The 24696-nt window shown below is 39.5% G+C and carries 28 protein-coding genes; 19 read left to right on the forward strand and 9 right to left on the reverse strand.

Going from position 1 to position 24696, the window contains the following annotated elements; all coding sequences use genetic code 11:
• Window positions 1-5: 5 nt before the first annotated feature.
• Window positions 6-1004 carry a signal peptide peptidase SppA gene (gene sppA / locus EHQ43_RS14905; RefSeq protein ID WP_135741384.1) on the reverse strand — a complete coding sequence of 333 codons (999 nt, stop codon included), beginning with the start codon at window positions 1002-1004 and terminating at the stop codon, window positions 6-8.
• A 55-nt stretch (window positions 1005-1059) separates the two neighbouring features.
• On the opposite strand from sppA, the gene EHQ43_RS14910 reads away from it, so the two are divergent.
• Together EHQ43_RS14910 and EHQ43_RS14915 are read left to right on the forward strand one after the other, a co-directional pair.
• Window positions 1060-1956: an aldose 1-epimerase gene (locus EHQ43_RS14910; RefSeq protein WP_135754713.1), complete on the forward strand. Its 897-nt coding sequence runs from the start codon at window positions 1060-1062 to the stop codon at window positions 1954-1956.
• Window positions 1957-2016: 60 nt separating this feature from the next.
• Complete coding sequence (locus tag EHQ43_RS14915; RefSeq protein WP_135741386.1) at window positions 2017-2226, forward strand: hypothetical protein; 210 nt, start codon at window positions 2017-2019, stop codon at window positions 2224-2226.
• Here EHQ43_RS14915 and EHQ43_RS14920 read toward each other — a convergent pair.
• Window positions 2177-3025, reverse strand: a complete 849-nt coding sequence (locus EHQ43_RS14920) for a hypothetical protein (RefSeq protein ID WP_135771607.1) — start codon at window positions 3023-3025, stop codon at window positions 2177-2179. The two genes, EHQ43_RS14915 and EHQ43_RS14920, sit on opposite strands and share 50 nt — an antisense overlap.
• A 34-nt stretch (window positions 3026-3059) precedes the next feature.
• Between EHQ43_RS14920 and EHQ43_RS14925 the strand changes: the two genes are divergently transcribed.
• The 5 genes from EHQ43_RS14925 to EHQ43_RS14945 all read left to right on the forward strand — a co-directional run bounded on the left by EHQ43_RS14925 (window position 3060) and on the right by EHQ43_RS14945 (window position 7108).
• A complete protein-coding gene (locus EHQ43_RS14925; protein WP_135771608.1) occupies window positions 3060-3824 on the forward strand; it encodes an LOG family protein in 765 nt (254 codons plus the stop codon).
• Window positions 3825-3842: 18 nt separating this feature from the next.
• A complete protein-coding gene (gene rpmB / locus EHQ43_RS14930; protein WP_015676073.1) occupies window positions 3843-4133 on the forward strand; it encodes a 50S ribosomal protein L28 in 291 nt (96 codons plus the stop codon).
• A 26-nt stretch (window positions 4134-4159) separates the two neighbouring features.
• Window positions 4160-4801 carry an endonuclease III domain-containing protein gene (locus EHQ43_RS14935; RefSeq protein WP_135771609.1) on the forward strand — a complete coding sequence of 214 codons (642 nt, stop codon included), beginning with the start codon at window positions 4160-4162 and terminating at the stop codon, window positions 4799-4801.
• Window positions 4802-5603: 802 nt separating this feature from the next.
• Window positions 5604-6515 (forward strand): UbiA-like polyprenyltransferase, encoded by a 912-nt coding sequence (locus EHQ43_RS14940; RefSeq protein ID WP_135771610.1) that lies wholly within the window; start codon window positions 5604-5606, stop codon window positions 6513-6515.
• A complete protein-coding gene (locus EHQ43_RS14945) occupies window positions 6512-7108 on the forward strand; it encodes a UbiX family flavin prenyltransferase (protein WP_135771611.1) in 597 nt (198 codons plus the stop codon). Before EHQ43_RS14940 ends, EHQ43_RS14945 begins: the two co-directional genes overlap by 4 nt.
• On the opposite strand, the gene EHQ43_RS14950 is transcribed toward EHQ43_RS14945, so the two are convergent.
• A complete protein-coding gene (locus tag EHQ43_RS14950) occupies window positions 7092-7505 on the reverse strand; it encodes an acyl-CoA thioesterase (protein ID WP_039927955.1) in 414 nt (137 codons plus the stop codon). The genes EHQ43_RS14945 and EHQ43_RS14950 overlap by 17 nt on opposite strands.
• 66 nt (window positions 7506-7571) lie before the next feature.
• Here EHQ43_RS14950 and pyrB point away from each other — a divergent pair, with 66 nt between their 5' ends.
• The 12 genes from pyrB to EHQ43_RS15010 all read left to right on the forward strand — a co-directional run bounded on the left by pyrB (window position 7572) and on the right by EHQ43_RS15010 (window position 16995).
• Window positions 7572-8504 (forward strand): aspartate carbamoyltransferase, encoded by a 933-nt coding sequence (pyrB, locus tag EHQ43_RS14955; protein WP_135741392.1) that lies wholly within the window; start codon window positions 7572-7574, stop codon window positions 8502-8504.
• Window positions 8497-8865, forward strand: coding sequence for a DUF2203 domain-containing protein (locus EHQ43_RS14960; RefSeq protein WP_135741393.1), 369 nt, complete (start codon window positions 8497-8499; stop codon window positions 8863-8865). The genes pyrB and EHQ43_RS14960 overlap by 8 nt, the downstream gene beginning before the upstream one ends.
• Entirely contained in the window at window positions 8849-10075 is a 1227-nt protein-coding gene (locus EHQ43_RS14965; RefSeq protein ID WP_135771612.1) for an LL-diaminopimelate aminotransferase, read from the forward strand. The genes EHQ43_RS14960 and EHQ43_RS14965 overlap by 17 nt, the downstream gene beginning before the upstream one ends.
• Before the next feature lie 52 nt (window positions 10076-10127).
• A complete protein-coding gene (locus EHQ43_RS14970; protein WP_135741395.1) occupies window positions 10128-11120 on the forward strand; it encodes an adhesin OmpL37 family surface protein in 993 nt (330 codons plus the stop codon).
• Window positions 11121-11131: 11 nt separating this feature from the next.
• On the forward strand, window positions 11132-11770 hold the full coding sequence (locus tag EHQ43_RS14975; protein WP_135754716.1) for a hypothetical protein: 639 nt from the start codon (window positions 11132-11134) through the stop codon (window positions 11768-11770).
• A gap of 47 nt (window positions 11771-11817) precedes the next feature.
• Window positions 11818-13023: a helix-turn-helix domain-containing protein gene (locus EHQ43_RS14980; protein WP_135771613.1), complete on the forward strand. Its 1206-nt coding sequence runs from the start codon at window positions 11818-11820 to the stop codon at window positions 13021-13023.
• Between the two features lie 142 nt (window positions 13024-13165).
• A complete protein-coding gene (gene rho, locus EHQ43_RS14985; protein ID WP_135741398.1) occupies window positions 13166-14569 on the forward strand; it encodes a transcription termination factor Rho in 1404 nt (467 codons plus the stop codon).
• A 10-nt stretch (window positions 14570-14579) separates the two neighbouring features.
• Entirely contained in the window at window positions 14580-14780 is a 201-nt protein-coding gene (gene rpmE / locus EHQ43_RS14990; RefSeq protein WP_012388038.1) for a 50S ribosomal protein L31, read from the forward strand.
• A 49-nt stretch (window positions 14781-14829) separates the two neighbouring features.
• Complete coding sequence (locus EHQ43_RS14995; protein WP_135741399.1) at window positions 14830-15624, forward strand: pentapeptide repeat-containing protein; 795 nt, start codon at window positions 14830-14832, stop codon at window positions 15622-15624.
• On the forward strand, window positions 15621-15809 hold the full coding sequence (locus EHQ43_RS15000) for a hypothetical protein (RefSeq protein WP_135741400.1): 189 nt from the start codon (window positions 15621-15623) through the stop codon (window positions 15807-15809). The genes EHQ43_RS14995 and EHQ43_RS15000 overlap by 4 nt, the downstream gene beginning before the upstream one ends.
• Window positions 15810-15863: 54 nt before the next feature.
• A complete protein-coding gene (locus tag EHQ43_RS15005) occupies window positions 15864-16223 on the forward strand; it encodes an STAS domain-containing protein (RefSeq protein WP_135741401.1) in 360 nt (119 codons plus the stop codon).
• Window positions 16224-16230: 7 nt separating this feature from the next.
• Window positions 16231-16995: an LA_1326/LA_4305 family lipoprotein gene (locus EHQ43_RS15010; RefSeq protein ID WP_135741402.1), complete on the forward strand. Its 765-nt coding sequence runs from the start codon at window positions 16231-16233 to the stop codon at window positions 16993-16995.
• Here EHQ43_RS15010 and EHQ43_RS15015 read toward each other — a convergent pair.
• Genes EHQ43_RS15015 through EHQ43_RS15040 form a run of 6 tightly spaced genes read right to left on the reverse strand, consistent with a single transcriptional unit; the run spans window position 16984 to window position 24676 of the window.
• Complete coding sequence (locus EHQ43_RS15015; protein WP_135741403.1) at window positions 16984-18666, reverse strand: DUF342 domain-containing protein; 1683 nt, start codon at window positions 18664-18666, stop codon at window positions 16984-16986. The genes EHQ43_RS15010 and EHQ43_RS15015 overlap by 12 nt on opposite strands.
• The gene (locus tag EHQ43_RS15020) at window positions 18667-19734 is read right to left on the reverse strand and encodes a glycosyl transferase (protein ID WP_135771614.1); all 1068 of its coding nucleotides are present in this window, start codon (window positions 19732-19734) and stop codon (window positions 18667-18669) included.
• On the reverse strand, window positions 19731-20564 hold the full coding sequence (locus tag EHQ43_RS15025) for a TrmH family RNA methyltransferase (protein WP_135754719.1): 834 nt from the start codon (window positions 20562-20564) through the stop codon (window positions 19731-19733). The genes EHQ43_RS15020 and EHQ43_RS15025 overlap by 4 nt, the downstream gene beginning before the upstream one ends.
• 18 nt (window positions 20565-20582) lie before the next feature.
• A complete protein-coding gene (locus EHQ43_RS15030; protein WP_135741406.1) occupies window positions 20583-21419 on the reverse strand; it encodes a class I SAM-dependent methyltransferase in 837 nt (278 codons plus the stop codon).
• Window positions 21416-23341, reverse strand: coding sequence for a SpoIIE family protein phosphatase (locus tag EHQ43_RS15035; RefSeq protein ID WP_135771615.1), 1926 nt, complete (start codon window positions 23339-23341; stop codon window positions 21416-21418). Before EHQ43_RS15035 ends, EHQ43_RS15030 begins: the two co-directional genes overlap by 4 nt.
• A 45-nt stretch (window positions 23342-23386) precedes the next feature.
• Window positions 23387-24676 (reverse strand): citrate synthase, encoded by a 1290-nt coding sequence (locus EHQ43_RS15040; RefSeq protein WP_135741408.1) that lies wholly within the window; start codon window positions 24674-24676, stop codon window positions 23387-23389.
• Window positions 24677-24696 lie beyond the last annotated feature (20 nt).

Below are 24696 nucleotides of genomic sequence, written 5' to 3' on the forward strand. Positions count from 1 at the left end.
AAAAACTAGATATCCCAAAGATAGAGAAACTTTGCACTCGTGCCAGTTCCAAGGATTTTATCTGCAATTCCCAATGAAATCGGATTCCCTTTTGTATCAGTTGCTTGGTAGATATTTTCAACAGGTACTTTTCCTCGTTGGTAAGTTACAATTCTTGGTGAACCTTGTGGGTTTCCTTCATACTTAGGGTGTTTCATCAGTTCGATTACAAAGTTATCGAAATAACCAATAAAGTCGATCATCCCTTCTTTCTGTGCTTGTTCTGCTGTGAAGATCCTTCCGTCACAAATTTCTTTGAGTCTACCTTCTGAGACTTTCGGTCTTCCTTTTTTCACGACTTCAAAAAATCGAGAATACAAACTATCGATGATGGATTGTAATATTTTTCTTTGTTCGGAAGTCATCTCTGTTGTTGGAGAACCAATTGCTTTGTTTGGACCTGAAGTAAATGACTGGTCTTTGATTCCAATTTTATCTAAACCTTCTTTAACGTTGATCCCAGACATGATGACACCAACAGACCCTGTAACAGTTGTTGGATGAGCACCAATGGAATCCGTTGCCATGGCGATATAATATGCACCACTTGCCGCAATGTCCATGAATCCTGCAAAAACTGGGATCCCTTTTCTTTCTTTGAATTTTTTGATCTCTTGGTAGATGATATCACTAGCGGTGACTGTTCCACCAGGTGAATTGATTTTTAAGATCACACCCTTGACATCCGGGTCTCTTTCCGCACGTTTGAGTGATTCTTTCACACGGACAACCATTGAATCGGATGCGGGACCAAAAAAGGACTCTTTTCCTTCATCAGAAATCATCCCTTCAATGGCGATAATTACGATTTTTTCTTGATCCTTTCCTGCAATGAGTTTCTCTTCGAATTCAGACTTAGCAGTTGGCGGGAAAAGATTCATACTATTCCCAATGACACATGATTCTGTGAAAAGAATCGAAAGAAGAACGACGGAACTAAAAAGACCAAACTTTCTTAAAGGCATACAAACCTTTCTAAGATGGCAAACTCTGACTTCAATCATTTTTGGGAGATAAATCTTGTACCAACTGAAAACTAAATTCTCACGATTTGAGACCGAACCCAAAGGGGGCGGTCAGTGGTTGCATCTATCTCTCAAGTCCCCTGTGGACGGAGCCAGTATTTCCGTTGTGGCAGGGCACAAAGCCCCCGATCCCTTTTTCGCTTCTGGTTCGTTTTTAATGTTCCCTTGGGTGAACCGTTTGGAGCCAAATCCTTGGGCAAGAGATCCATTTTACCCGAGTGTTCACTGGCTAACGGATGGGAACGGAATCCCACTCCACGGATTATTCCACAATTTACCAAGGACTGTCCTTACGGAATCAGAAGGGGAGTTGGAGTCGTTTGTGAGTTTTTCGATAGAAATTCCTGAAACTTGGGAGGGAACCTTACTTTCCAAAATCAAGGTCAAAGAAACCTACCAACTCTTTCCTTCGGAACTCAAGATCATCTACGAACTGAACAATACATCTGATGGAGAATTCCCATTTGCTTTAGGGATCCATCCTTATTTTCGCTGGAACGAAGAGGAAAGTATCGATGATTTATTTCTAATCGGTTCAGGATTTTACCAAATTAAATTAGGTGATTATCTTTTGCCGGAACGAGTATTAGGTGAAGAACTTTTACTTTACGGTGAAATTCCACTCGCAGGAAAAAATTTGGATGATCTGTATGTTTCGAAAGAAACTGAGAAACCATATATTGGATTGTTTTCCATGAACAAAAAAGAAAAACTCCTCATCACCGGGGGGAATTTTTATCAAGTGTACACTCCGTTAGACCGGAGGTCAATTGCCATCGAACCGATGACAAGTACTGGGAATTTTTTACATTTCCCTGGTGCAAATCCTAATCTTCTCGCCCCACATTCTGAAAAAAAAATCGAATTTTCGATTCGTTTGGATCAATTCTAAAAAAAATCCCTCTCTTTATCGAACAAACTGTCTAACAAAAAAAAAGAGGATAGTCCCCCAATGTCAGATGCCCTAGTGAATACTTGTAAACAAATTAGTAAAAATCTTTTGGAGATCAAATATTTCGCTGAGAAAAAAAATACTAGTAGAACTTCTGTTTACCGAGCCTTACAAGACCAAAAGATCAATGAAGTTGTCATTGGTAAAAATTCACGTTTTGTTATTTTAGATGAAGCTGCGAAGAAGTGGAAACCTGGAAGACAGTCCTAAATTGTAGTTCTTCCGCTTTCAAATTGGTTAAGACCCAATCTGGCATTTCAAAAAAAGTAGGTAGGTTCCAAATTTCTTCGGGAATGAGTTCTCGAATGAAATCTGGAACCGAAGGTCTTAATCCAAAATAAGGTAACAAGTATTCGTCGGTCTGCGATTCCAAAAGGTAACCTAAAAATCGATCATAAACATTTCCAAGACTTCCATCACTATGAACATCTCTTGTTTTGATGTAACATTCTGCAATTTTTGGGAAAGGTGATTTGAATTTTTTTAAATGAAAACGGTATTGGATGGCTTTCAAATAACCGACACGAAACACGATATGACTTTCTCCTTCATGGATTTGTAAGTGGAGAAAACCCGTTGGATTTTTTATTCCTTCCATGTCCAATCGTGTATGAACCATTCCCAAATTTCCGAAATACAATTGCACCGGGTCCTTCCACCACTTTCTGATAGATTCTAAAAAAGTTGGATGATTGTGAGTCTCCTTTATGCTGGGAAATTTATCTCGCAAAATATTTGTTACATGGTCTTTTTTCTTTTTTTCAAACTGTTTGGGAAAACAAAGAAACAAAACAGATTCGAAATTAGACAATTGGTAAAAAAAATCAAAATCAATGTGGCTATGTAATATTGGTTCTGGTCTCGTCTTCCAGTTAAAAACATGGAAAGGTAAGAACATGCGGAATCCAATTTCTTCCCATTCTAACACCATTTGTCGTAATTTTGTTTCCTGGATAGGGAGATGTTCTAAGGAAATGTTGAATTTGTAAGTTTTTGGGAATTTCCACATTTTTAATACCAATCGGTCGATCTATGATAACAAGATGAAAGATTTAGCCTTTGAGAATCAAAGTTTTTTATGGGGGAATGAGGCGGGTCCCATTCGTATCCTTTCGGAATACCTCCATCCTAAAGCAGAATTTAAGGAACATGGGATTACGGATACGATTGTTGTTTTTGGATCTGCAAGGATTCCTTCTCCCGAAACACAAAGGACAAACCCAAATCCACAGCTTTCCTCTTTAAGCCATTATTACGAAGAAGCACGGGAGTTCTCAAGGTTGATCAGCGAATGGGCAGAGGTATTAAAAAAAGAAATCCCCGATCGTAACCTTCATATTTGTACTGGTGGCGGGCCTGGGATCATGGAAGCAGGGAACCGTGGGGCAAAAGAAGCAGGTTCGAAATCGGTTGCCTTAAACATTGTCCTCCCTCATGAACAACACCCCAATCCCTATGTGAACAAAGAACTGACCTTCGAATTCCATTATTTTTTTATGCGAAAACTTTGGTTTATGAAAACTTGTCGAGGTATGATTGCCTTTCCTGGTGGGTTTGGGACTTTTGATGAATTATTTGAAACATTAACCTTGGTCCAAACGGGGAAAAAAAGCCGGATTCCCATTTTGCTCTACGGAAAAAAATTTTGGTCAGAGGTCATCAATTTCAAAAAATTGGCCGAGATGAAGCTCATTTCCGAAGAGGACTTACATCTATTTGGTTATGCGGACACTCCCATCGAAGCACTTCGATTCTTTCAGGAAAAGATTCGTTTCGAATTGACCCATTCTGAGGGTACAAAAACATAGCGAAACAAGGTAATAATTATGGCTAGAACATGTGTAGTAACCGGAAAAGGAACAACGGCAGGGAACAACGTATCCCATTCTCATAAAAAGAATCGCCGTATCTGGAAGGTGAATGTGATCACAAAGAAAATCTTTTTGGAAGATGAGAATCGCTGGGTTCGCGTTAAGATTTCTACACGTGCTTTAAGAACCCTTCGTAAAAAAGGTTTGAAAGTGGCAATCAAAGACCACGGCGGTGACATTTCTGCCATCACTCCTAAAAAATACGTAGGAATCACACCGAAAGCACAAACTGCACCGACAGCTTAAACCCAAGATTTAAGTTTGTTTGTGGATTGAAACGATCCAAAAAAACACCAAATATCAACGAAGTCTACCGCCTACTTGAGGCGGAGTTCGGTGTCGTAGAAACCCCTCTTACCTATACCAAACCTTACGAATTGGCAATCGCCGTCATTCTCAGTGCCCAATGCACTGATGAACGTGTGAACCAAGTCACACCCGAACTCTTTCGTACCTTCCCAACCTTAGAGTCCTTTGCCAAAGCACCCCTTTCCGCAATTGAAAAAAAAATATTCTCCACTGGGTTTTATAAAAACAAAGCCAAAAGTATCCAAGGATTTGCGAAAATGATTCTTTCTGAATTTGGTGGGGAACTTCCAAAGACAATGGAGGATGCGATCAAACTCCCTGGGTTTGGAAGAAAAACTGCCAATGTTGTACTCGCTGAAATTTATGGCGTGGTGGAAGGATTCGTGGTAGATACCCACGTGAAACGACTCACAGGTCGCCTAGGGTTTACCAAAAAAACTGATCCCGTACAAATTGAACGAGAGATGATGAAAATCACACCTAAGGAGATTTGCCGAAACCTATCTCTTTACCTAATATTTCTCGGTCGTAAGTATTGCCAGGCTCGTCGTACATTTTGTTCGGATTGCCCCCTTGCTTCCCTATGTCCTTCTTATTCGGAATAGGTTTTTCCAAACCTTCTTCTGTTTCCGATTCTTTTCTTTGTTTCCAAGAACGATTACGATCTACGAGATTGATGGATTCTACTTTATAATCCAAACGAATGAGGTTTCGTTTGCGATAATACAAATTTAAAGTGCCAAGTCTGCCATAGTCTTTGGGGCATTCAATTTGGTGGACATTTGCTAGGTAACGCAATCGACCTTGTGGTTTTTTCTCGACAAGTAAAAAGATCGGTAGATTGGGTTCGTTCCTACCAGTGATCATTGGGATTTTAATTTCCTCTTCGGGACTCACATACACGATCCAACCATCGTAGTCATCAATGTTTTTTGCATTCACAAGCCCATCAATTGAACCTATACCCAGTTTGACGGGGCCATGTTCCATCTCAATGGTTTTTGTGAGATTGAATCCATCAAAGGGAAATTCTAGAGGTTTGTCTTTGGCACCAAAAGGGTACAACATGTACCCTTTCCCCCGTTTTAAATCCAAATCCATCTTTTCTCGTTCCACATACCCTAGAAGGGAGCTTAGGCCCCCTCGGCCTTCCTCATCCATCTTTGTGAAAAGGTCTTTTCCACAGTGGAAAAAAAGTCGGAGTGGCCTGTCCTCAAAACTTTCATGAGAAGATAAAACTGAATTCGAAAGAAATAATCCAATTGTCAAAATGGACAGGGAGAATCTTCCAAGAAAGGAAAGACGGATATTCATTATTTGTGACCTTGGTTCTAAGAACGGAAGAATTCGAAACAGAATGAACCAAAAAACCTACCGCCTGTCTAAACTAAGGGCAGAAAGGATGCCATGAACTTCTTCAAAAATCTATTTCTCTACGCTAAAATGGTTAAATTTTCCCACACACTTTTTGCTTTGCCCTTCGCTGGGATTAGTTTTGTCTTAGCATACCTAGAATCGAGCCTTGACACAGGTGATTTACTCAGGATTGGGGCACTTGTCCTTGTTTGTATGGTGAGTGCTCGCAGCGCCGCCATGGGATTTAATCGATATGTGGATTCTGAAATCGATGAAAAAAACCCACGCACCCAAAATCGGGAAATCCCTGCTGGGAAAATTTCGAAACTCTCTGCCTTGCTATTTATTGGTCTTTCGTCTTTTATCTTTATCTTTGCTAGTTTTTTTGTGAACAAACTGGCATTTTTACTTTCGTTCCCAGCACTCTTTATCCTCTTTTTGTATTCGCTGACCAAACGATTCACATTGTTTTGCCATTTGGTTTTGGGATTTGCTATCTCGCTTGCTCCCTTGGGTGCTTGGATTGCCATCACGGAAACCATAAGCCTTGTTCCAATTTTATTTTCCCTTGGACTTTTATTTCACATAGCCGCCTTTGATGTGTTATATGCCATCCAGGACATGGACTTTGATACCAAAGAAAATCTCCACAGCATTCCTGCAAAGCTAGGAGAAACCAAATCACGTATCATTGCAGTGGTGTTACACAGTTTGTCTTTTGTATTTTTTATCTTTGCTGGGATTAGTGCCGAACTTGGATTTATGTACTTTCTCATCCTAACTGTGATTGGAATTTTGGTTTTGTATGAACATAAAATTTCTTACCAGTACAAACGAAAGGACTTACCTCTAATCTTTTATCAAATCAACTCTTGGATCAGTGTGGTTTTATTTTTAGCCATTCTCTTTGACAAATGGAATGAATTTTTATTAAAGATATCCTCAGGGATTAGTTTTCGATGAAACTTGTTGTAGGACTTGCGGGCGCTAGTGGTAGCATTTATGCCGCAAGATTTCTAAGGGCACTCTGTGACATAGAAGGGGAAACGTATATCACAGCAAGCCCCGCATCCCTCCGAATTTTTTCAGAAGAATATGAAACGAGTGTCAAAACTACCGAAGACATATTGTCCTTTGTAGAAGAAAAGTGGAAGATAAAATCCAAACACAAATTTCATGTTCGAAATTTTTTTGATATTGGATCTGATATTGCCAGTGGTTCCAATGTTTGGGATGCGATGGTTGTCATCCCCTGTAGTATGAAAACAGTCGCTTCGATGTCAGCAGGTCTCACCGAAAATCTGATTGAACGTGCTGCAGATGTCACCCTAAAAGAACGAAGACGTCTTATTGTTGTTCCAAGAGAAACTCCTTACAATCGCATCCACTTAAGGAACCTTTTAGCGTTAGATGAAGCGGGTGCCATCATCCTACCTGCTTCCCCAGGTTTTTACCAAATGCCAAAAACACTTGATGATCTGGGAGATTTCATTGCGGGAAGGATTTTGAATTTACTCGGCCATTCACAAACCCTCTTCCCTAAGTGGGAGGGGTGAAGTTACGGAAATAAGCAGTCGGCTTGCCGTTTTCTCCCAAACAAACATAGGTGATATCACTTTCGATCACAGCTGACATTTTTCCTGTTTGTGGGTTGTTTGTGATCGCAAGAGTCCGAGACGTAACGGATGATTTTCCATATTTTACAATCTTACCATAAATTTGGATAATATCGCCTGCCCGGGCTGGGGAACGGAACACGACATTGTCCATGCTCATGGTCACAATGTTTGTGTATCGGATTTTGTTCATCACATACATTGCCATTCCTTCATCAATCCAGGAGAGCATTTTCCCTCCAAATAGATTGTTATGGTAATTTAAATCGTCTGGTTGGACCAAGTGTTGGGTGACAAGTTCCATATCCAGGAGTTTGTTCTGAATTGTCTCGACCATAAATACCAAAAAATATGTTTTCGATTTATTCGATACCAAAAACCCTAGAGAAAAGATTTCCGATCTATGTACGCATACTCCCACAAAAACATCTTAGACACCTTACAATTTTCCAAAGACGACCTCAATTATCTCATTGAAAAAACAAACCGTATGAATGCCCTGCATGAATCCGGAAAAGCCTTCGGAATCCTCCATGGGAAACTACTTGCTTCCTTGTTTTTTGAAGCAAGCACTCGTACTCGGATGAGTTTTGAAGCGGCCATGGAAAGGCTTGGGGGGAGACTCATCTCGACTGTGGGGTTTCAATTTTCATCTATCTCTAAAGGCGAAACTTTATACGATACCATGAAGATGATCGAAGCGTACTGTGATATCGCCGTGATCCGCCACCCAGTGGAAGGATCATCACGGATTGCTGCGGGTGCTGTGAATATCCCAGTGATCAATGCGGGAGATGGGGCAGGGCAACACCCCACACAAGCTCTACTCGATTTGTATACGATTGTTTCTGAAAAAGGAAAGATCGATGGACTCAACATTGCCTTTATCGGGGACCTTAAGTATGGAAGAACCATCCATTCTCTTATTAACCTTCTCAGACATTACCCAGTACATTTGTATCTCATTAGCCCTGAAGAACTCAAACTCCCCGATAAATACAAAAAAAACTTAGAAGGATTTCCCATGACATGGGAAGAAACCACAGACATCAAAGCGATTTGGGATGCCGATGTTGCTTACGTCACAAGGATCCAAGAAGAAAGATTCCCTGACCATAGGGAATATGAAAAACTAAAAGATATTTATAAAGTGAATAAGGAACTTGTCCTTGCTTCCAAAAAAGATACCACTATTCTTCACCCGCTGCCTCGTGTGAATGAACTTTCCACTGATGTGGATGACTTACCGAACGCAGCTTACTTCCGTCAGGCGAAATATGGTGTGGTAGTGAGAATGGCATTACTTTGCTTAAGTCTTGGAGTGAATTTTGACTAAAAAAATTTGGACGTTGGAAGAAGCAAAAGAAGTTCTGCCACTCGTACGTGACATCACAAAAGAATATTACCTAAGGGCAAGCGTTCTTGCAGATGATGTCAGAAACAAAATGTTACCAGAAAACATCCTTGAATCCAAAGAAGAAGAGATAGGGGAAGTGATCAAACATTGGACAAATGAAATTCTAAATCTCAAAATAGATGTGAAAGGTTTGTGGCTTGTTGATTTTGATCATGGAAATGGTTTTTACTGTTGGACATGGGGCGAAGAAGATGTGTTATACGAACACGGTTATCATGAAGGATTTAGATCGAGAAAACTCATAGAGGAAAAAAAAGAAGAAAATGACTCAGATAAATGAAAACTATTTAAAATTAAAAGCGGGTTACTTATTCCCTGAAATTGGAAGAAGGGTAAAGGCATATTCCGATGCAAACCAAAATGCAAAAATCATTCGCCTTGGGATTGGGGACGTAACCCTTCCTTTAGCTCCAACGATTGTCAATGCAATGGTCGATGCGGCAAAAGAAATGGGAAGTGCCGGTGGTTTTCATGGTTATGGACCAGAACAAGGGTATTCGTTTCTCATCCAAAAAATCATTGCTCAAGATTACACTGCGCGTGGTGTCCAAATTGCAGAAGACGAAGTATTTGTATCAGACGGATCCAAATGTGACTGCGGGAACATCCAAGAGATCTTTTCGCTCGATAGTAAAATTGCCGTTGTAGATCCTGTTTACCCAGTGTATGTAGATACGAATGTAATGGCAGGTCGTACGGGGGAAGTCGGGCCTGATGGACGTTATGCGAATATCATTTATATGCCTGCGACAGAAGAAAATAATTTTGAGCCGGATTTTCCAAAAGAAAAACCAGACATCATTTACTTATGTTATCCGAATAACCCAACAGGGATGGTGGCAACAAAAGCACGTCTCTCCGAATGGGTGAACTATGCCAAAAAAATGGGAAGTATCATTCTTTACGATTCCGCATATGAATCCTTTATCCAAGACCCTGAAATTCCAAAGTCTATTTATGAGATTCCAGGTGCCAAAGAAGTTGCCATGGAATTTCGTTCCTTTTCCAAAACGGCAGGTTTTACGGGAACACGCTGTGCTTACCTTGTGATCCCAAAAGACCTCAAAGGGAAAACAAAGTCAGGAGAAGAAGTGAGTTTTAATTCTCTTTGGAACCGCCGTCACACAACTAAGTTTAATGGTGTTTCTTATGTAACACAAAAAGGGGCTGAAGCAGTTTTCTCTGCGCAAGGCCAAGTTGAGATTCGAGAACAAATTTCCTATTATATGGAAAATGCAAAACTCATCCGCGAAGGACTAAACAAAGCTGGTTACAAAGTATTTGGTGGGACAAACGCTCCTTATATTTGGTTAAAAACCCCAAGAGGTCTCAAATCTTGGGAATTTTTTGACGAACTTTTGGGAAAGGCACAAGTGGTAGGAACCCCTGGTTCTGGATTTGGACCTGCGGGAGAAGGGTATTTCCGACTTTCTGCCTTTGGAAAACGAGAAGATGTCATTTCTGCCATCGATCGAATCCAAAAAATGTAAAATTTAGTCCTGGTTTTTTCCATAGCTCCGATATATAAAACAAGGTAGAGCTATGGGAAAATGGAAATTCATCCTCTTTTTTGCAATCGTTGTTGGGCATATCTCCCACATCAATGCAGTGTCTCCAGAACAAACGAATCTGGGGATTTTGATCTTTGAAAACAAAGAAAACTTAAATTTTATCAATGTGGCACTCAGTAATTTGGCGCCTTCGCAAGAAGATGCTCAAACCACTGCACAGCCGGGAGCCGAAACTCCTCCCCAAGACCCTTCCAAAAAGAATTTGGATTTTGATTATTTCAAACTCTTAAAAGCTGCCAACCAATCTGACTTTAGTGGGAATATGTGGTACTTACAAAGTAACTATGTGTATGGGTTTCGACAACTCAGACAAGCACAAGGTGAACTCAAAAACATCTTTGAAATCGTATTACAAAAATACATTGAAGATGCAAGAGCACTCCTCGAAGCTGCAGCACCTACAATCATCCGATCCAATGATAGCAACGCCAAAGCTTTGTTACGTTTAGGTTTTCGTGACCTTCGTTCATCGGAAGATCTTTATACAACAGGTCTCAATTCCAGCCCTCACCAATACCGTTACAAACTCACACTCTACAAAGAAGGGATTCTGACTCTTCGCCGTGCAAAACGTTTTGCTATCCTTGCGATGATCTATAGCAAAACTCCAGATGAAGACAAACCAGAATACCAATACAGATCCAATGAAGATTTAAAAGAAGCACGTAACGAAGAAAAACAACGTAATTACGAAAAAGTGAGAGATACACTCATCAACTTCATTGAAAACAAACGTATGGAAAGAACGGTTGTCCCTCCAGGAAACCCAGATGCGAAACCACTCGATTTATTGGAACAACATGATGACAATTATGGATTCATCACTTCTAAAAAATTAGATTTATTACTTGAAGCCAATGCACAAATCAAAGAGACAGAAGGTGCAAGACGTGAGTCTGTTCCTCCAACTCCGAAATTTGATGAAAACGGCAAAGCTATCTACCCAGAAGAAAAGAAGAAATAAGAAGTAATAAGATGAAGTGGATTGCAAGTGTTATCATTCTCATTTTCTCGATCGGTATTGTTGCCAAAAGCACCATGTCCTACCGGGAACGTAAAAAACAATTGGATGGAAAGATAACACTTGTTCTCGATATCAAAGAACAACTAAAACTTGAGCCAGAAGTTGGAAAAACTTCGATTGAGGCTCTTCGTGACCAAGTGGAAGAAACATACCGAGTAGGCAAACGACCCGAAATCGAAAAAGTATTATCGATTGCCGAAGGGGAAATCCTTGTCACCCAAAGAAAACTATGTACACCCATGGAAGAACAAACAAGCGGACTCTACCAAAAAGCCATGGGTTTATGGATACAAATGGAAACGGATGAAAAATCCGGAGCTGTTCGTTTGGAATGGGATACTAAGGAAAAAATCCAACGTTACTTAGTGATGGCAAAAAGTGAAAAAGACCACGCGAAAGAATATTTTTTGTCTGGAAATTACCAACTTTCTCTCCATACATACAAACGTTCGCTGGTATATAGTTTGTTGTCTTTACGTTCACAAAAAGCAGAAATTCCAGAAGCCTACCAGAGTGCAGATGCAGCATGGGTGCAACCCATTTGGATGGGACTCCACAAACAAAAGCAATCTTCTATCCAAGAAAACTAAAAAATTTTCATTTTCATTCACACCAAATTTCAAAAAATGACTGCTTAGTGAAGTTTGAATCACTTTATCGTCATTTTTTGCTCACCAGAGCAACTCACATTCCCGTGATCAACGAGAAAGGAGATCTTGTCGGTTTATTATCCAAAGACAGAGTCCACCGCGAATTGTCAGACCTTGGCAAAGATAGAGAAGATTTAGAACAAATCCCTCTCTCTATTTTAGATACAGAACTCAGTGAGTCTTTGGTATTATATTTTAAAGAATCACCTCTAATCCCAGTCATCGGGCTTGATGGTGAAAAAAAAGACAATTGGGACAAACCAAGATTCCTTGCTTCCTTTACCAAATTTGAATCCAAACAAATTAGAGATCCAAAACTCGAAGGGATCGAATCCAAACTAGAGAAAAAAAAAGAAAATCTCGATTCAGTCCAATGGTTTATGGAACTTATATTATCCCATTTCCCTGATGGACTGTTTGCAACGGATGTGACTGGTGGTACTATTTTTTACAATGAAAGTTTCGAGAAGGATGTTCTCACAAAATCACTGTTTGATGATTCAATTGAAACCGCGGAAAAATATTTACACAATCTAAACAGGGAAGTGTTGGCTACTTACTTAAAAGAACATGATTTGAGTCTTGGTAAAGAGGCCGAAACCAATGTTCTTACAACGATGTTACCTGATTTACAATCACAAGTTCGTATCATTACCTTGAAAAAAGACAAGAAGGTAGTTGGATTTTTATATCATTTTTCATCTACTACAAATGGATTTTCGAGTGGGAAAACCAAATCACAATTCCCTGATTTAGATTTAGCCTTCCAATCAAAATTGCCTTTAGAAACAATACTAACGGAAATGGAAGCACACTATATCCATAAATCCTTACAAAGGAATTCTCAAAATATTTCACATTCAGCTACAGAATTGGGAATCCCAAGGACAACCTTACAAAACAGAATTCGATTCTTAAATTTATCAGAACGGTTCCAAAATAACCAAAAAGAAAGACTTGTGATCCCAAGGAAACGGTCGGAAAAACAATCTGATTCTGAAAAATCTCCCAAAGGAAACCAAATCCTTTCAAAGAAAAAACAGAGTTCACTGAAGAAAAAAACTAATTCAATGGGTGCAAAAAAAGCAAAACCAGAGAAACAAGTCAAAATTGCACAGAAAAAACAAGAGAAACAGAGTAAAGGAAGTAAAAACACTCAGAAAGCGACCAAAAAGGCAAAAAAAAGACGTTGACGAAAACACTCAGGCAAAGAAGTTTTTCATTACCGTTTGAGAAAACACCTCCGCACTTCGCTGTTTCACTTGCATACTTAACTTGCACAAATGGTTTCCCGAATTTTATCAAATACTCTAACAAATCAATGTAGAACAATCTATGGCATCACGCAAACAAGAAGAAATCCAAGTTAATCCTCCCGAAGAACCAACTGAATATACAAACGGCATCATGGACCAAGAAGATGGTTCCGAACCACCAAAACAGTTTAAGAAAAAAAAGAGCCGTTATGAAGGCCCAATCCCTCCTCCTCTTGACTTAGTTGAACTTAAGAAAAAGAACATCAACGAACTAGCAGACCTTGCAAAAGGTTTGGGGGTGGAAAACACTCATGGTTTGAAAAAACAAAACTTGATGTTTGCTCTTCTCCAAGCACAAACCGAAAAAGACGGACAAGTGCATGCAGCAGGGGTAATGGAAAGACTTCCTGATGGGTATGGTTTCTTACGTTCACCTGACTATAATTATGTGCCAGGTCCAGATGATATTTATGTATCACCTTCTCAAATCAAATTGTTTGGCCTTCGTACGGGTGACACTGTAACAGGTCTGATTCGGCCACCAAAAGAGGCAGAACGATTTTTTGCGATGTTACGTGTAGAATCCATCAATGGTTTCCCAGTAGAAGTTGCACAAAAACGAAATTTATTTGATAACCTAACACCTCTTTATCCAAACGAAAGAATCAATATGGAGTTTGATCCTAGTCATTTGGACACACGTGTGATTGATCTTATGTGCCCAATTGGAAAGGGACAACGTGCTCTCATCGTAGCCCCTCCAAGGACTGGAAAAACAGTTCTCATGCAATCCATTGCCAATGCCATCACTCGTAACCACCCAGAAATTTTTCTCATCGTCCTTCTCATTGATGAACGTCCAGAAGAAGTGACAGATATGGCACGCCATGTCAAGGGTGAAGTTGTCAGTTCTACTTTTGATGAACCGGCACAGCGCCACGTCCAAGTAGCAGAGATGGTCATCGAAAAAGCAAAACGACTTGTGGAACATGGAAAGGATGTGGTCATCCTCCTCGACTCGATCACAAGGCTTGCCCGTGCTTATAACCAAGTGGTTCCAACATCCGGTAAAATTCTATCTGGTGGTGTGGATTCCAATGCCCTTCACAAACCAAAACGTTTTTTTGGTGCTGCGAGGAATATCGAAGAGGGTGGGTCGCTCACCATCATCGCCACAGCCCTCATTGACACAGGGTCTAGGATGGATGAAGTGATTTTTGAGGAATTTAAGGGAACGGGAAATATGGAAATCCATTTAGACCGAAAACTCGCGGACAAACGAATTTTCCCTGCCATTGACATCAACCGCTCAGGAACGAGGAAGGAAGAACTCCTTTTACCACAGGATACACTCACTCGTGTTTTTATCCTCCGAAAAGTACTTTCTCCTATGAGTATCACCGAAAGTATGGAACTATTGATTGAAAAAATGCGTGGCGCGAAGACAAACGACCAATTCCTCGCCAGCATGAATACGAACTAAAAGGGCCACCATGAAAACTGACATCCATCCAAAATACGTTGCTGCCAAAATTAAATGTGCTTGTGGTACTGTGATAGAAACTCGTTCCACTTCCGGGGACATCAGTGTGGAAATTTGTTCCAACTGCCACCCATTCTTCACGGGAAAATCCAAACTCGTGGATACAACTGGCCGCGTAGACAAGTTCAAGAAAAAATACAAAATGAAATAAGAGGCATTTGCCTCTTTAGGACCGTCTAAGTTACAACAGGAGAACACTCATGGCAGTAATGGACTTTGCTCGCTACAAAGAAATCAACGACCAAAGGATGAATTACCGTGAGATGGAAGACGCAACCGTCGTCTCCTACTACCGCAACACTGGTTGCGGGGACGGATACCGCATCTATTTAAAGTTAAACGATGAACAAGTTGTGGAAGACGCAAGTTATACCACAACTGGTTGTGGGTTTGGGATCGTAGCACTTGCTATGGCAACTGAATATGCCAAAGGAAAGTCTATTTCTGATCTTAAAAATCTAACACCTGAAACACTTGAAACTCTTTTCGAATTTCCTGAAAGAAGGAAAAACTATCCTGAGTCTGCTGTCGCTGCACTCAAAAAAGCAGTGGAAGACTTTGAGTCAGGACAAGGGGTTCCCAAAGAAAATCGAATTACCAAAGCACAAACCATGGAACTCCTACATAACCAAGGGCATTTACGAGATGCTAAGTTATCAAGTGTTATGTTGGAAAAAGAAAAGTTGGACGGCGTGGATTTTTCAGGTGCGGACCTTCACAATGCTTTCCTTCAAAATTCTAGTTTTGTTGGTGCGAACTTTTCCGGAGCCAATTTAAAAGCCTCCTTTTTTAATGGAGCAGACCTTCGAAATGCCAATTTCCGTGGTGCTGACTTACGTTTTGCCAAACTTGCGTCTGCAAAAATCGAAGGTGCTGATTTTACTGATGCGATTTATGATATCGGGACCCGTGTCGACCACAGCCAAATGTATATTTTTGATGTGATGAAAAAAGCTGGCAAAGATCTGTACCTTAAAAAAGAGGATGGGGAATGAAACCGGGAGATAAGGCAAAATTATCCAAACAAACCTTCCTTCACAAAGGAATTTTTATTTTTACTGGATCCACTGTCGAAATCAAAGAAATTCAAGAAAATAAAGCAATTGTCATCTACAATGACAAAGAAGGATACCCTCACGATTTAGAGATGAATCTTACCGATTTGACTCCAGTTTCCTAAGTCCGATTTTCTTGACACAAAAGAAGAGAATCGTAACGTATTGTTAATCCAAGTATGTTGATTCAAAGCCACCGTCAGGAAAACCACCTGTTACTCTCCATCCAAAGGGATGTCCTGATGGAAAACTCACGTGAGTTTTACCAAGAATTTGAGAAAGCAATTGAAAGTTCCAATTTTGGTAAGTTGACCATGGACTTTCATTCAGTAAAATTTTTGGATTCCAGTGGAATTGGCGCAGTGATCAAAGCATCTTCTGCCCTTCACAATCGTGGTGTAGAAATATTTGTTACCAATCTCAATAAAAATTTAAATTCTGTTTTTCGACTTTCCGGACTCAATCACATTCTCTCCATTTTGACCTTGGATGAATATTTATCTAAATTTCCAGAGTTCCAAAAAACTCTAGAGGCTTAAAACATATATGAAACTCTTTCGACTTCTCTCCGTTTTGATTTTTCCTTTGGTTTTGTTTAACTCTTGTGCTTCAGGTGTAAAATCCCGATCCTTACTCTTTCGTAGCAATGAGTTTGCGATTTATACTGTAAACCGTGATAAAATCAATGTGAAAACTGAATCCTCAGTTGCCAAAACTTTTGCTCACCCAGTTGAACTCACAGAAGATAAAATTTTAGATTTACTTGGAAACATTCGGTTTCGTGAAGAAAGTTCTTATGGTGATGTAAACCAATACATTTTTGAAGAAAAGGAAGTGAAGGAATTCGCTTTGGATCTTGTAGATGGATTACAAAAATTAAAACCAGACCAGATCCTTCTTGTTATTTCAAAATACAATCCTGTGAAATCAGTGGTGTCACATTATTCACGGACAGCCTTTTATATTTGGTCTACAGACACATCCATTGAAATTCTTTTTGGTGAATTACAAAAAGAAATCTCTTATGATGAACAAGGAAATTATTTTGATTGGTCGAATATTCCTGATATTCCATTTGATCATTTCCCGCAGTCAACTTACGTTTTACAAGGTCAAGGTTTTAGCTTTAAAAAGGTTGGTGGGTTTCGTAACCGCCACTGGCTCGTATTTGATAAAACAGATTTGGCAAAATTGAAATTTGAGAAACGCAAAAAAAGTTCGAAGGAAGTAACGAATTCAGTCGATGCCGATCTCAAACCTGAAAAAAAAATCTCAAGAGATGAAGAAGATGGAGTTTTGTTAGAGGAGTAAGTCGTCCTCTTTTCGAATCACATTACGATCCGTTTGGATAGAACCATCTGTCCCTAAATAAAAATGAGTTTTTCCAACTAGGGAACTAATCCCCATCCGGTAGTTTTTCCCTGCTCCAAAACTTAAATCCACACCAGGAAACACCTCTCTTTCCACATCCACAAAGGCTTCTGGGTTTGGCTCATACGAACCAAGTGCTGTTTCAAATTGTTTAATTTGAGTTTCAAGTACCTTTGTGAATTTGTCGTTCGCATCTTTTAGTTTGGTGATTGTGTCTTTTTCTTCTTGGTTCAGTTCTTTTTTTTGGCTTTTTTCGACAAGTTTGGTGAGTGTAAGTTGGACTTTGTGAAGAGTGATTTCTTTTTCAGAAATTTCTTTTTTCATGCGGTTGAGTTCATCCAGAAGTTCAGGTGGGGTACCGATAGCTACTTTGGTTTTGGTTTCGACAACTGCTCCCAATTTTGCACAGGTAAGTGAGTTTCCAGCGATGATGGTGCCACCAATCACTTCTCCCCTGCCACCAATCACTCGGATAAAATCTTTTGCTGAGATTTCGGAATGCATCACGGCTTCTTCAACAAAGATGGAACCTTGGGCTGTGAGTTTTCCTTGTTCGACAAATTTTGCATAGATATTCCCTTCGGATTCGATATAACCTTCTCCGCGACCCATAAAGCCACCCGATAGAACAATGTCACCTTTGGCTTTAAGGAAAGCTTTTCCGACAGAGTTTCGAATGATGATACTGCCATTTGTTGTTAGGGAAAAACCATCTCCTATTTTTTCTTCTACAATGATGGTTCCTGGAAAATCAATATTCCCTGTAGAATAATCAACGGCTTCTAATTGGATTACTTCATCCACTTTGATTTCCCATGCTGCAGAGAGAACTGGTCTACCGGCAATTTTTGCGAACAGTTTGTCCTCTTTTAATTCTACGTTCGGGCCAAGAATCCATTCGACAGTTTTTTCTTCTTGGTAGGGAAGGATGTTACCAGTAACAGTTTTTCCATACTCACCTTTTTTAGGAGGGATTTTTTCCGCAATGAGATCACCTGGTTTGACAGATTGGATGACACCAATATTTTTATAGTTGATTCGACCATGTTCATCTTCCTCTAACTGTGGTTTGTTGTCGGATCGGAAGTAGATTTTGATCTCGCCATCTTTCCCAGGTATCGGTGGCATTCCTTTTGCGATTACATATGGAACAAAAAATTCAGGATTTTTGATTTGGTTTTGGATAACAGTATCGATGATTCCCACAGAAACACCAACGGCGGCTATCTGCTCACGTAACTGGTGCTCGGTGAGAAGTGGTCCGCCATGTTTTGGAGGGTGGAGTACCATTTTGGCTTCCATTCCATCTTCCGAAACACTGATGTCTGCATAGGAAGGTACGGGATCTCCTTTGGACCATGTTCCGATTTCAACTGGTTTTCCGTCTGCGAGTAAAACGATTTTTTTTAATTGTTCGGTTTGGTATCCTTCCACACCAAAAAGTTGAACGCGTGCAAGGACATCCTTGTATTCTACTTTTTTTCCTTTGGATCCTGGTTTTGTGATTTTTAAAATAGCTTTTCCATGGGAATTTTCAATTTGGAAATATCCGTTTTCAGATGCTTCCAAATCTTGTAAAATTCGATCGGTATATGAGTCAGGTCCTGGCATTTATGTATATTCTAACAGATGACGGACAACATCTTCCTCGCCATCTGGTTTTAGTTCCAATTTTGGAGTCATTCCATCAACTGTTCTCATGGTTGCCAGCACTGCATCAAATTCACAAGAAATAATTTTTTCTAAATTGAGATATGCTGAGCGAAAATACAAATCAAGTGCGTTCACTAAATACAAGTATTCGATAAAGTCACCTCGGTCTGTGTATAAAATAGGTGTCTTAGCATAATAACACTCTGCTAAAATTCCATAACCAGGTTTTGTACAAACAAAATCTGATGCCGCCACCAAATCCGGATAATGTGAAACCTCAGGGACAAGAATCCCATCGTTTTGGATCCCAGGCACTCCGTAGGCGACAAGTTGGATATTTTTTGGTAAATTCTCGGTTTCTAATTTGTGACCTTCTAATCCATAAGCTCCAAACGAAAGAAGGATATATATGATATCATCCTTAAATTCAAAGTTTTTTCTTGCCATTTCTTTTGATTGGTTTGGTTTTCTACCCACAAGACCAATGTTTGTTTGTTCAATAAATGGTGGCATTGGACAGGAAAAAGGTAACAGAAGGGCTTCCGTTGCAAAACCATATTCCACCTCAAGTTGATCACTTAAATTTCCAAAATAAGGATCGACTTTGGCATAATTGCGATAAATAAAATCCCAAGTGAAATTTCCAAGAAAGATACTGGGAATTCCAACTTCCAATGCAAGTGTGATGGGGAATGATGAGCTATCAGTGAGGATGAGTGAAATCTGATGTTCCTTGCAGTATTTTGTTTCTTCTTTTAAGAGAGATGATTTTGTTTTTTCGAATTGAAATAGTTCGTTTTTTGTCGAATCAAGGTCAATGGACAAAGAATCTTTTTGTGAGATTCCAACATCAAGTTTGAGAGGTTTTAATTTCAACTTAGGATGTTGGAAGTCGATAAAACTGATCCGTGTGCTTACCAAATGAATTTCTTCAATAAAATCTTCACTTAGCAATCGTTTGATAATATTTCCTGATCGACTGATATGACCAAATCCATGACCTGAAATGTAATAATAAATTTTCATTTAGATCTTTGGCGGATGGATTCATAAAGTACAATGCCACAAGACATTGCTAAATTGAGTGAATCAGCTTCACCTAGCATCGGTAAGTATAATGTTGTATCTGCAAGTTCCTTAGCAAGTGGGCTTAGTCCATACTGTTCACTTCCAAACAAAAATACAGATTTCTCCTTTAAATTCACTGATGTATATAATGTTTTACCTTCCGGTGTGACTGCATATCCTTTGTATCCTTGTTTCTGAAGTTCTATTAAAACTTCAGTGAGGTCTCCTATGTAAACGGGAAGTGTAAATATCGTCCCAGTACTTGCTCTAACAACGTTTGGATTGAATAAATCGATCCTTGGATCAGTGACAATCACAAGCCCCACCCCAGCTCCCTCTGCAGTTCGAAGGATGGTTCCAAGATTACCTGGTTTTTCTACGCCTTCAATGATGAGAATAGGATTTGTATCAATCGATTGGATTTTTTTCCAGGGAACCTCCGCACTCGGTGTATCTGCTACTGCGATGAGGCCATCTGGTCGATCTCGGTATGAAATTTTTTCAAATATCTTACGAGGAAGTTCAAAAACAGGACACCGAATGGATTCGATCAAGGATTCTTCATTCTCACCTAAAAAACATTCAGGAGATATAAACAAACTGGTGATACTAATCGGCAAACAAGGAATTGGCGAGCTTTGGTTCCCCGTGAGTGCTTTTTTGATTTCACGGTATCCTTCGATGAAAAATTTTTTTTCTTCATCTCTGTTTCGTTTTTCTTTGAGACCTGCCACCCATTTCACTTTAGGATTGGAGAAACTTGTGATGTAATTCCTTTGTGGTTTCATGTGAGAAAACGGCCTCTGTTATGATCTTTTAAAAAAAGTGCAGAAACCAGCAGGGTATTTTTTTCCAGATGTTTCGGGAATGAAGAGTTCTGTCGTTTCATAAATCCCTTTCGTTTTGATGCGAGAGGAAAGGATCCTTTCTAAGGTGAGAGGACTAAACCCTTGGCTGTGACAACTGAGGATGACAAACTCAGGTTTGTTATCAGATAACTCCATCAAGGCATCCATCAGTTCAGATAAGTTTTCTTCAATTTTCCAAACTTCACCTTTTGATCCACGCCCGAAACTCGGTGGGTCAAGGATGAGTCCTTGGTATTTTTTCCCACGTTTGATTTCTCGGCGGATGAATTTCATCACATCATCCACAATCCATCGAACAGGTTTTGTATCGAGTCCGGAAAGTTTGGCATTTTCTCTTGCCCAGTCTACCATTCCTTTGGACGCATCCACATGGCAAACACTCATCCCAGCATCGAGGCATGCAAGTGTAGACCCACCTGAGTATGCGAATAAATTCAGAACTTCTAAACCTGCTTTTTTCTTTCCGATCTCTCGGATTCGGTTCCAGTTTGTTTCTTGTTCAGGAAAAAGACCAATGTGGCCAAAGGGTGTGAGTTTGATTTTAAAAGTAAGGTTTGAAAATTCGATGGTAAAACTTTCTGGAACTTTTTTTTGGAAATTCCAATGGCCAGAGCCTGAATCATTTTTGATGTACATAGCATGTAAGTCATTCCAGATCCCAGGAGTTTCTTTGCCATAAGCGGAAGTTGGGGAAGAACGTTGTAGTTTGTAACCACCTACAATTTCCAATTTCGATAGGTCTCCAGAATCCAATAATTCGTAACTTTTTGTCATACCAATTCCAGAAAAATAAAGGTTAGGTCGTCCTCCCAGTCTTTTATTTCTCGATTTGAAAAGGACTCTAATGTTTGGATGAGTTTACCCTTAAACAAATGATTGGGTAACTCCCGGTTGGTCTTTAAAAATTCGATAAGACCTGTATCACCGAACATATTCCCTTTTGGATCAAAACATTCCAATACTCCATCACTCAAAAGTAAAATTCGATCTTTGGGCAAAACAGGGTAGGTGGTCTCATCAATTTGGATTTCAGGGAACACACCGATAATTTTTCCTTTGGGATGGACTTTTATGATTTCACCACTTGCCCTTTGTAAAAAAGCACTTGGGTGGCCTGCTCGTCCAAACCTCCAGACATTGGTAGAACTATTTAAATATAAATAAGATGCAGTCACATATTGAGGGGAACAGTTTCCATACAAAACTCGGTTCATACCTTCTAACACTTGTTTGGGGGAAGAGATGGAATCCTTTTGGGTGGTGAAAGCGACTTTTCCCATAGCTGATATCAGTGAAGCTGGAATTCCATGACCAGAGACATCACATAATACAATACCTAACTCATAAGGATTCGGAGAATGGTATTCGTAAAAATCCCCACCAACATCTTTCATTGGTTGGATATAAATTTGGATCTGTAGGTTTTTTACATCTGGATTTGTTTTTGGAAGTGATTGCATAAGAATGTCACGAGAAATTTTTCGCTCTCTTCTTAGGCTAGTGACTTGGGCAAGGGCAAGATCTTTTTCTTGCCTGAGAAGTTGGATTCGATCTGCTAAAGCAAACGCAAATAAGGTGATATCTGCTAACGATGCAATAGGGAATAACATCTCTTCAAAAAAGGGATTACTAGGTAAAATTCCAAATTTGAGAAGTCCATAAATCATACAGGTAAACAGCAGAAGGAAGAAAGCGATGGAGATATAATAAAAAGATCTGATTCTCTTTTTTAATCCCCAAATCAAAATTCCAAATAATGTTAAACATATAATCACAGAAAGCCAACTCACTCCAATGGACGACTCTGCGATCCCACCAAACAAGGCAATACATACATTGAATAAAGAAAAAGCGCCAAGTAGATGGTAGAATCTCGTTGTTCTTGGAAGTCTGACTTTGATCTTTAAAAAATTAGCAGTGAATAATACGAAGAAAAAAAGACAAAGACTAAAAAAAACAGGAATCCCTACACGTTTCCAATAATACGAATTAGGAACAAAAAAATATCCAAAGAAACCAAGTAGGGATAACTGACCTAGTCCAAAAAATAAAACATATCCGATATAGTAAAAATAACTTTTATCTCGAACAAAAAAAGCAATCGCAAGGTTATAAAGAATGATAATTCCTAAACTTCCAAAAAATAAACCATACACCCATTGGGTTACATAATCTTCTCTTTGAAGATTCCTTTGGTTTGTGAAAACAATCGAAAATTGTAAGGAGATATCAGACTTGATAGCGATCAGTATGGTTTCTTTTTGGTGGCCCATTCGAAAAACAAAATTCCTATGAGGAAATTCTCTTTGGAACATCGGTTGGATGTGGCCTGATTTCGATACAATAAAACTATCATTGCCATCTTTGTGGTATAAGTCCACCAAATCTATATTATGTGCTTGGACTAAAAGCAGGGGGAATTTGGTTGGGTTTGGAAAATCGGTTGGATCAAGTCGTAACCATAAGGTACCTTTTAAAAAACCAAAATTGACAAACTCATCATCGATCGGCTGGAATTTTCCAACGGAAATAACAGAATCTACAGTTGTATTTGATTTTCGGTCGATCCAATAGGTAAATTTTTTAGTCGCAACAAGTCGTTCTCCCATATCTTCATTGGGTTCTGCAGAAATAGGTAATGCTAAGAAACTTATGAGAATGAAGAAGAGGGTGAATTTGTAAAGGTTTGGTTTCAAAGGTTGGCTGGGACAAGGGAGACTCCCTTGTCCTTTGTTATCGTCTTACGCTTGTTTTTTTGCTGCTTCGTAAGAAATTTCTTTTGGACCAGTGTAAATTTGTCGCGGGCGACCAATTTTAAGGTTCGGGTCTTCAATCATTTCTTTCCATTGTGCAATCCAACCTGGTAATCTTCCCATAGCAAACATTACGGTGAACATGTTTGTAGGGATACCAAGAGCTCGGTAGATGATTCCAGAATAGAAGTCTACGTTTGGATATAGTTTTCTTTCAACAAAGTATGGATCATTGAGAGCCGCTTCTTCCAATTCTTTTGCAATATCAAGGAGAGGGTCTTTGATTCCAAGTTTGTTTAAAACTTTGTCACATGCAACTTTGATGATTTTGGCACGTGGGTCAAAGTTTTTGTAAACACGGTGTCCGAATCCATTGAGACGGAAACTTGAGTTTTTGTCTTTGGCTTGTTCTACAATTTTTTTAACAGAGAGACCACTTTTTTTAATCCCTTCTAACATTTCCAAAACTTCTTGGTTGGCACCACCATGGCGTGGCCCCCAAAGAGCTAGAATTCCTGCAGAAATTGCACCGTATAAATTGGCAAGAGAAGATCCCACCAAACGTACAGTTGACGTAGAACAATTTTGTTCATGATCAGCGTGAAGGATAAGGAGCAAATTGAGTGCTGAAACAATTTCTGGATCGATATGATAGTCTTCGGCTGGAACTGCGAACATCATATTCATAAAGTTAGATGCATAATCTAACTCATTTAATGGATGAATGATGGGTTGTCCAATGGACTTTTTGTAAGCATATGCCGCAATTGTTGGAAATTTTGCAAGTAGGCGAATGATGGAAATTTCTCTATGTTCCTCATTCATTGGATCATAACTATCTTGGTAGTATGTAGATAAACATCCCATCATACAAGACATGATCGCCATAGGGTGTCCATCTTTTGGGAATCCATTGAACAGACGTTTGAGGTCTTCATGGATCATTGTATGTTTGGTAATTGAACTATTCCATTCTTTGAGCTTAGCCTCGTTTGGAAGTTTTCCATAGATGAGTAAGTAAGCAACTTCGGTAAACGTTGACTTTGCTGCAAGATCTTCGATGGGAATTCCGCGGTAACGTAAAATTCCTTTTTCACCATCGAGAAAGGTGATTTCACTTGTACATGCACCTGTATTTAAATAACCGGAATCAATCGTAACATAACCTGACAATTGGCGGAGTTTTGTAATATCAATTGCCTTTTCGTCTTCACTTCCTGCAACAATTGGAAGTTCGAACTCTTTTCCATCCACTTTCAGAATAGCCTTTTCGGACATATCTTCTCCTATATATCTCT

This window comes from Leptospira bouyouniensis (assembly GCF_004769525.1).
Taxonomy (GTDB): domain Bacteria; phylum Spirochaetota; class Leptospiria; order Leptospirales; family Leptospiraceae; genus Leptospira_A; species Leptospira_A bouyouniensis.

Excerpts from the sequence above, each read along its gene's own strand:
- rho (WP_135741398.1), top strand. The coding sequence starts at position 13,166 with ATGGCATCACGCAAACAAGAAGAAATCCAAGTTAATCCTCCCGAAGAA.
- EHQ43_RS14950 (WP_039927955.1), bottom strand. The coding sequence starts at position 7,505 with ATGGTCGAGACAATTCAGAACAAACTCCTGGATATGGAACTTGTCACC.
- EHQ43_RS14975 (WP_135754716.1), top strand. The coding sequence starts at position 11,132 with ATGAAGTGGATTGCAAGTGTTATCATTCTCATTTTCTCGATCGGTATT.
- EHQ43_RS15025 (WP_135754719.1), bottom strand. The coding sequence starts at position 20,564 with ATGAAACCACAAAGGAATTACATCACAAGTTTCTCCAATCCTAAAGTG.
- rpmE (WP_012388038.1), top strand. The coding sequence starts at position 14,580 with ATGAAAACTGACATCCATCCAAAATACGTTGCTGCCAAAATTAAATGT.
- EHQ43_RS14920 (WP_135771607.1), bottom strand. The coding sequence starts at position 3,025 with ATGTGGAAATTCCCAAAAACTTACAAATTCAACATTTCCTTAGAACAT.
- EHQ43_RS14915 (WP_135741386.1), top strand. The coding sequence starts at position 2,017 with ATGTCAGATGCCCTAGTGAATACTTGTAAACAAATTAGTAAAAATCTT.
- EHQ43_RS14945 (WP_135771611.1), top strand. The coding sequence starts at position 6,512 with ATGAAACTTGTTGTAGGACTTGCGGGCGCTAGTGGTAGCATTTATGCC.
- EHQ43_RS15010 (WP_135741402.1), top strand. The coding sequence starts at position 16,231 with ATGAAACTCTTTCGACTTCTCTCCGTTTTGATTTTTCCTTTGGTTTTG.
- EHQ43_RS14965 (WP_135771612.1), top strand. The coding sequence starts at position 8,849 with ATGACTCAGATAAATGAAAACTATTTAAAATTAAAAGCGGGTTACTTA.
- EHQ43_RS14970 (WP_135741395.1), top strand. The coding sequence starts at position 10,128 with ATGGGAAAATGGAAATTCATCCTCTTTTTTGCAATCGTTGTTGGGCAT.
- EHQ43_RS15015 (WP_135741403.1), bottom strand. The coding sequence starts at position 18,666 with ATGCCAGGACCTGACTCATATACCGATCGAATTTTACAAGATTTGGAA.
- EHQ43_RS15005 (WP_135741401.1), top strand. The coding sequence starts at position 15,864 with ATGTTGATTCAAAGCCACCGTCAGGAAAACCACCTGTTACTCTCCATC.
- EHQ43_RS14925 (WP_135771608.1), top strand. The coding sequence starts at position 3,060 with ATGAAAGATTTAGCCTTTGAGAATCAAAGTTTTTTATGGGGGAATGAG.
- EHQ43_RS14995 (WP_135741399.1), top strand. The coding sequence starts at position 14,830 with ATGGCAGTAATGGACTTTGCTCGCTACAAAGAAATCAACGACCAAAGG.
- pyrB (WP_135741392.1), top strand. The coding sequence starts at position 7,572 with ATGTACGCATACTCCCACAAAAACATCTTAGACACCTTACAATTTTCC.
- EHQ43_RS15030 (WP_135741406.1), bottom strand. The coding sequence starts at position 21,419 with ATGACAAAAAGTTACGAATTATTGGATTCTGGAGACCTATCGAAATTG.
- EHQ43_RS15000 (WP_135741400.1), top strand. The coding sequence starts at position 15,621 with ATGAAACCGGGAGATAAGGCAAAATTATCCAAACAAACCTTCCTTCAC.
- sppA (WP_135741384.1), bottom strand. The coding sequence starts at position 1,004 with ATGCCTTTAAGAAAGTTTGGTCTTTTTAGTTCCGTCGTTCTTCTTTCG.
- EHQ43_RS15040 (WP_135741408.1), bottom strand. The coding sequence starts at position 24,676 with ATGTCCGAAAAGGCTATTCTGAAAGTGGATGGAAAAGAGTTCGAACTT.
- EHQ43_RS15020 (WP_135771614.1), bottom strand. The coding sequence starts at position 19,734 with ATGAAAATTTATTATTACATTTCAGGTCATGGATTTGGTCATATCAGT.
- rpmB (WP_015676073.1), top strand. The coding sequence starts at position 3,843 with ATGGCTAGAACATGTGTAGTAACCGGAAAAGGAACAACGGCAGGGAAC.
- EHQ43_RS14940 (WP_135771610.1), top strand. The coding sequence starts at position 5,604 with ATGAACTTCTTCAAAAATCTATTTCTCTACGCTAAAATGGTTAAATTT.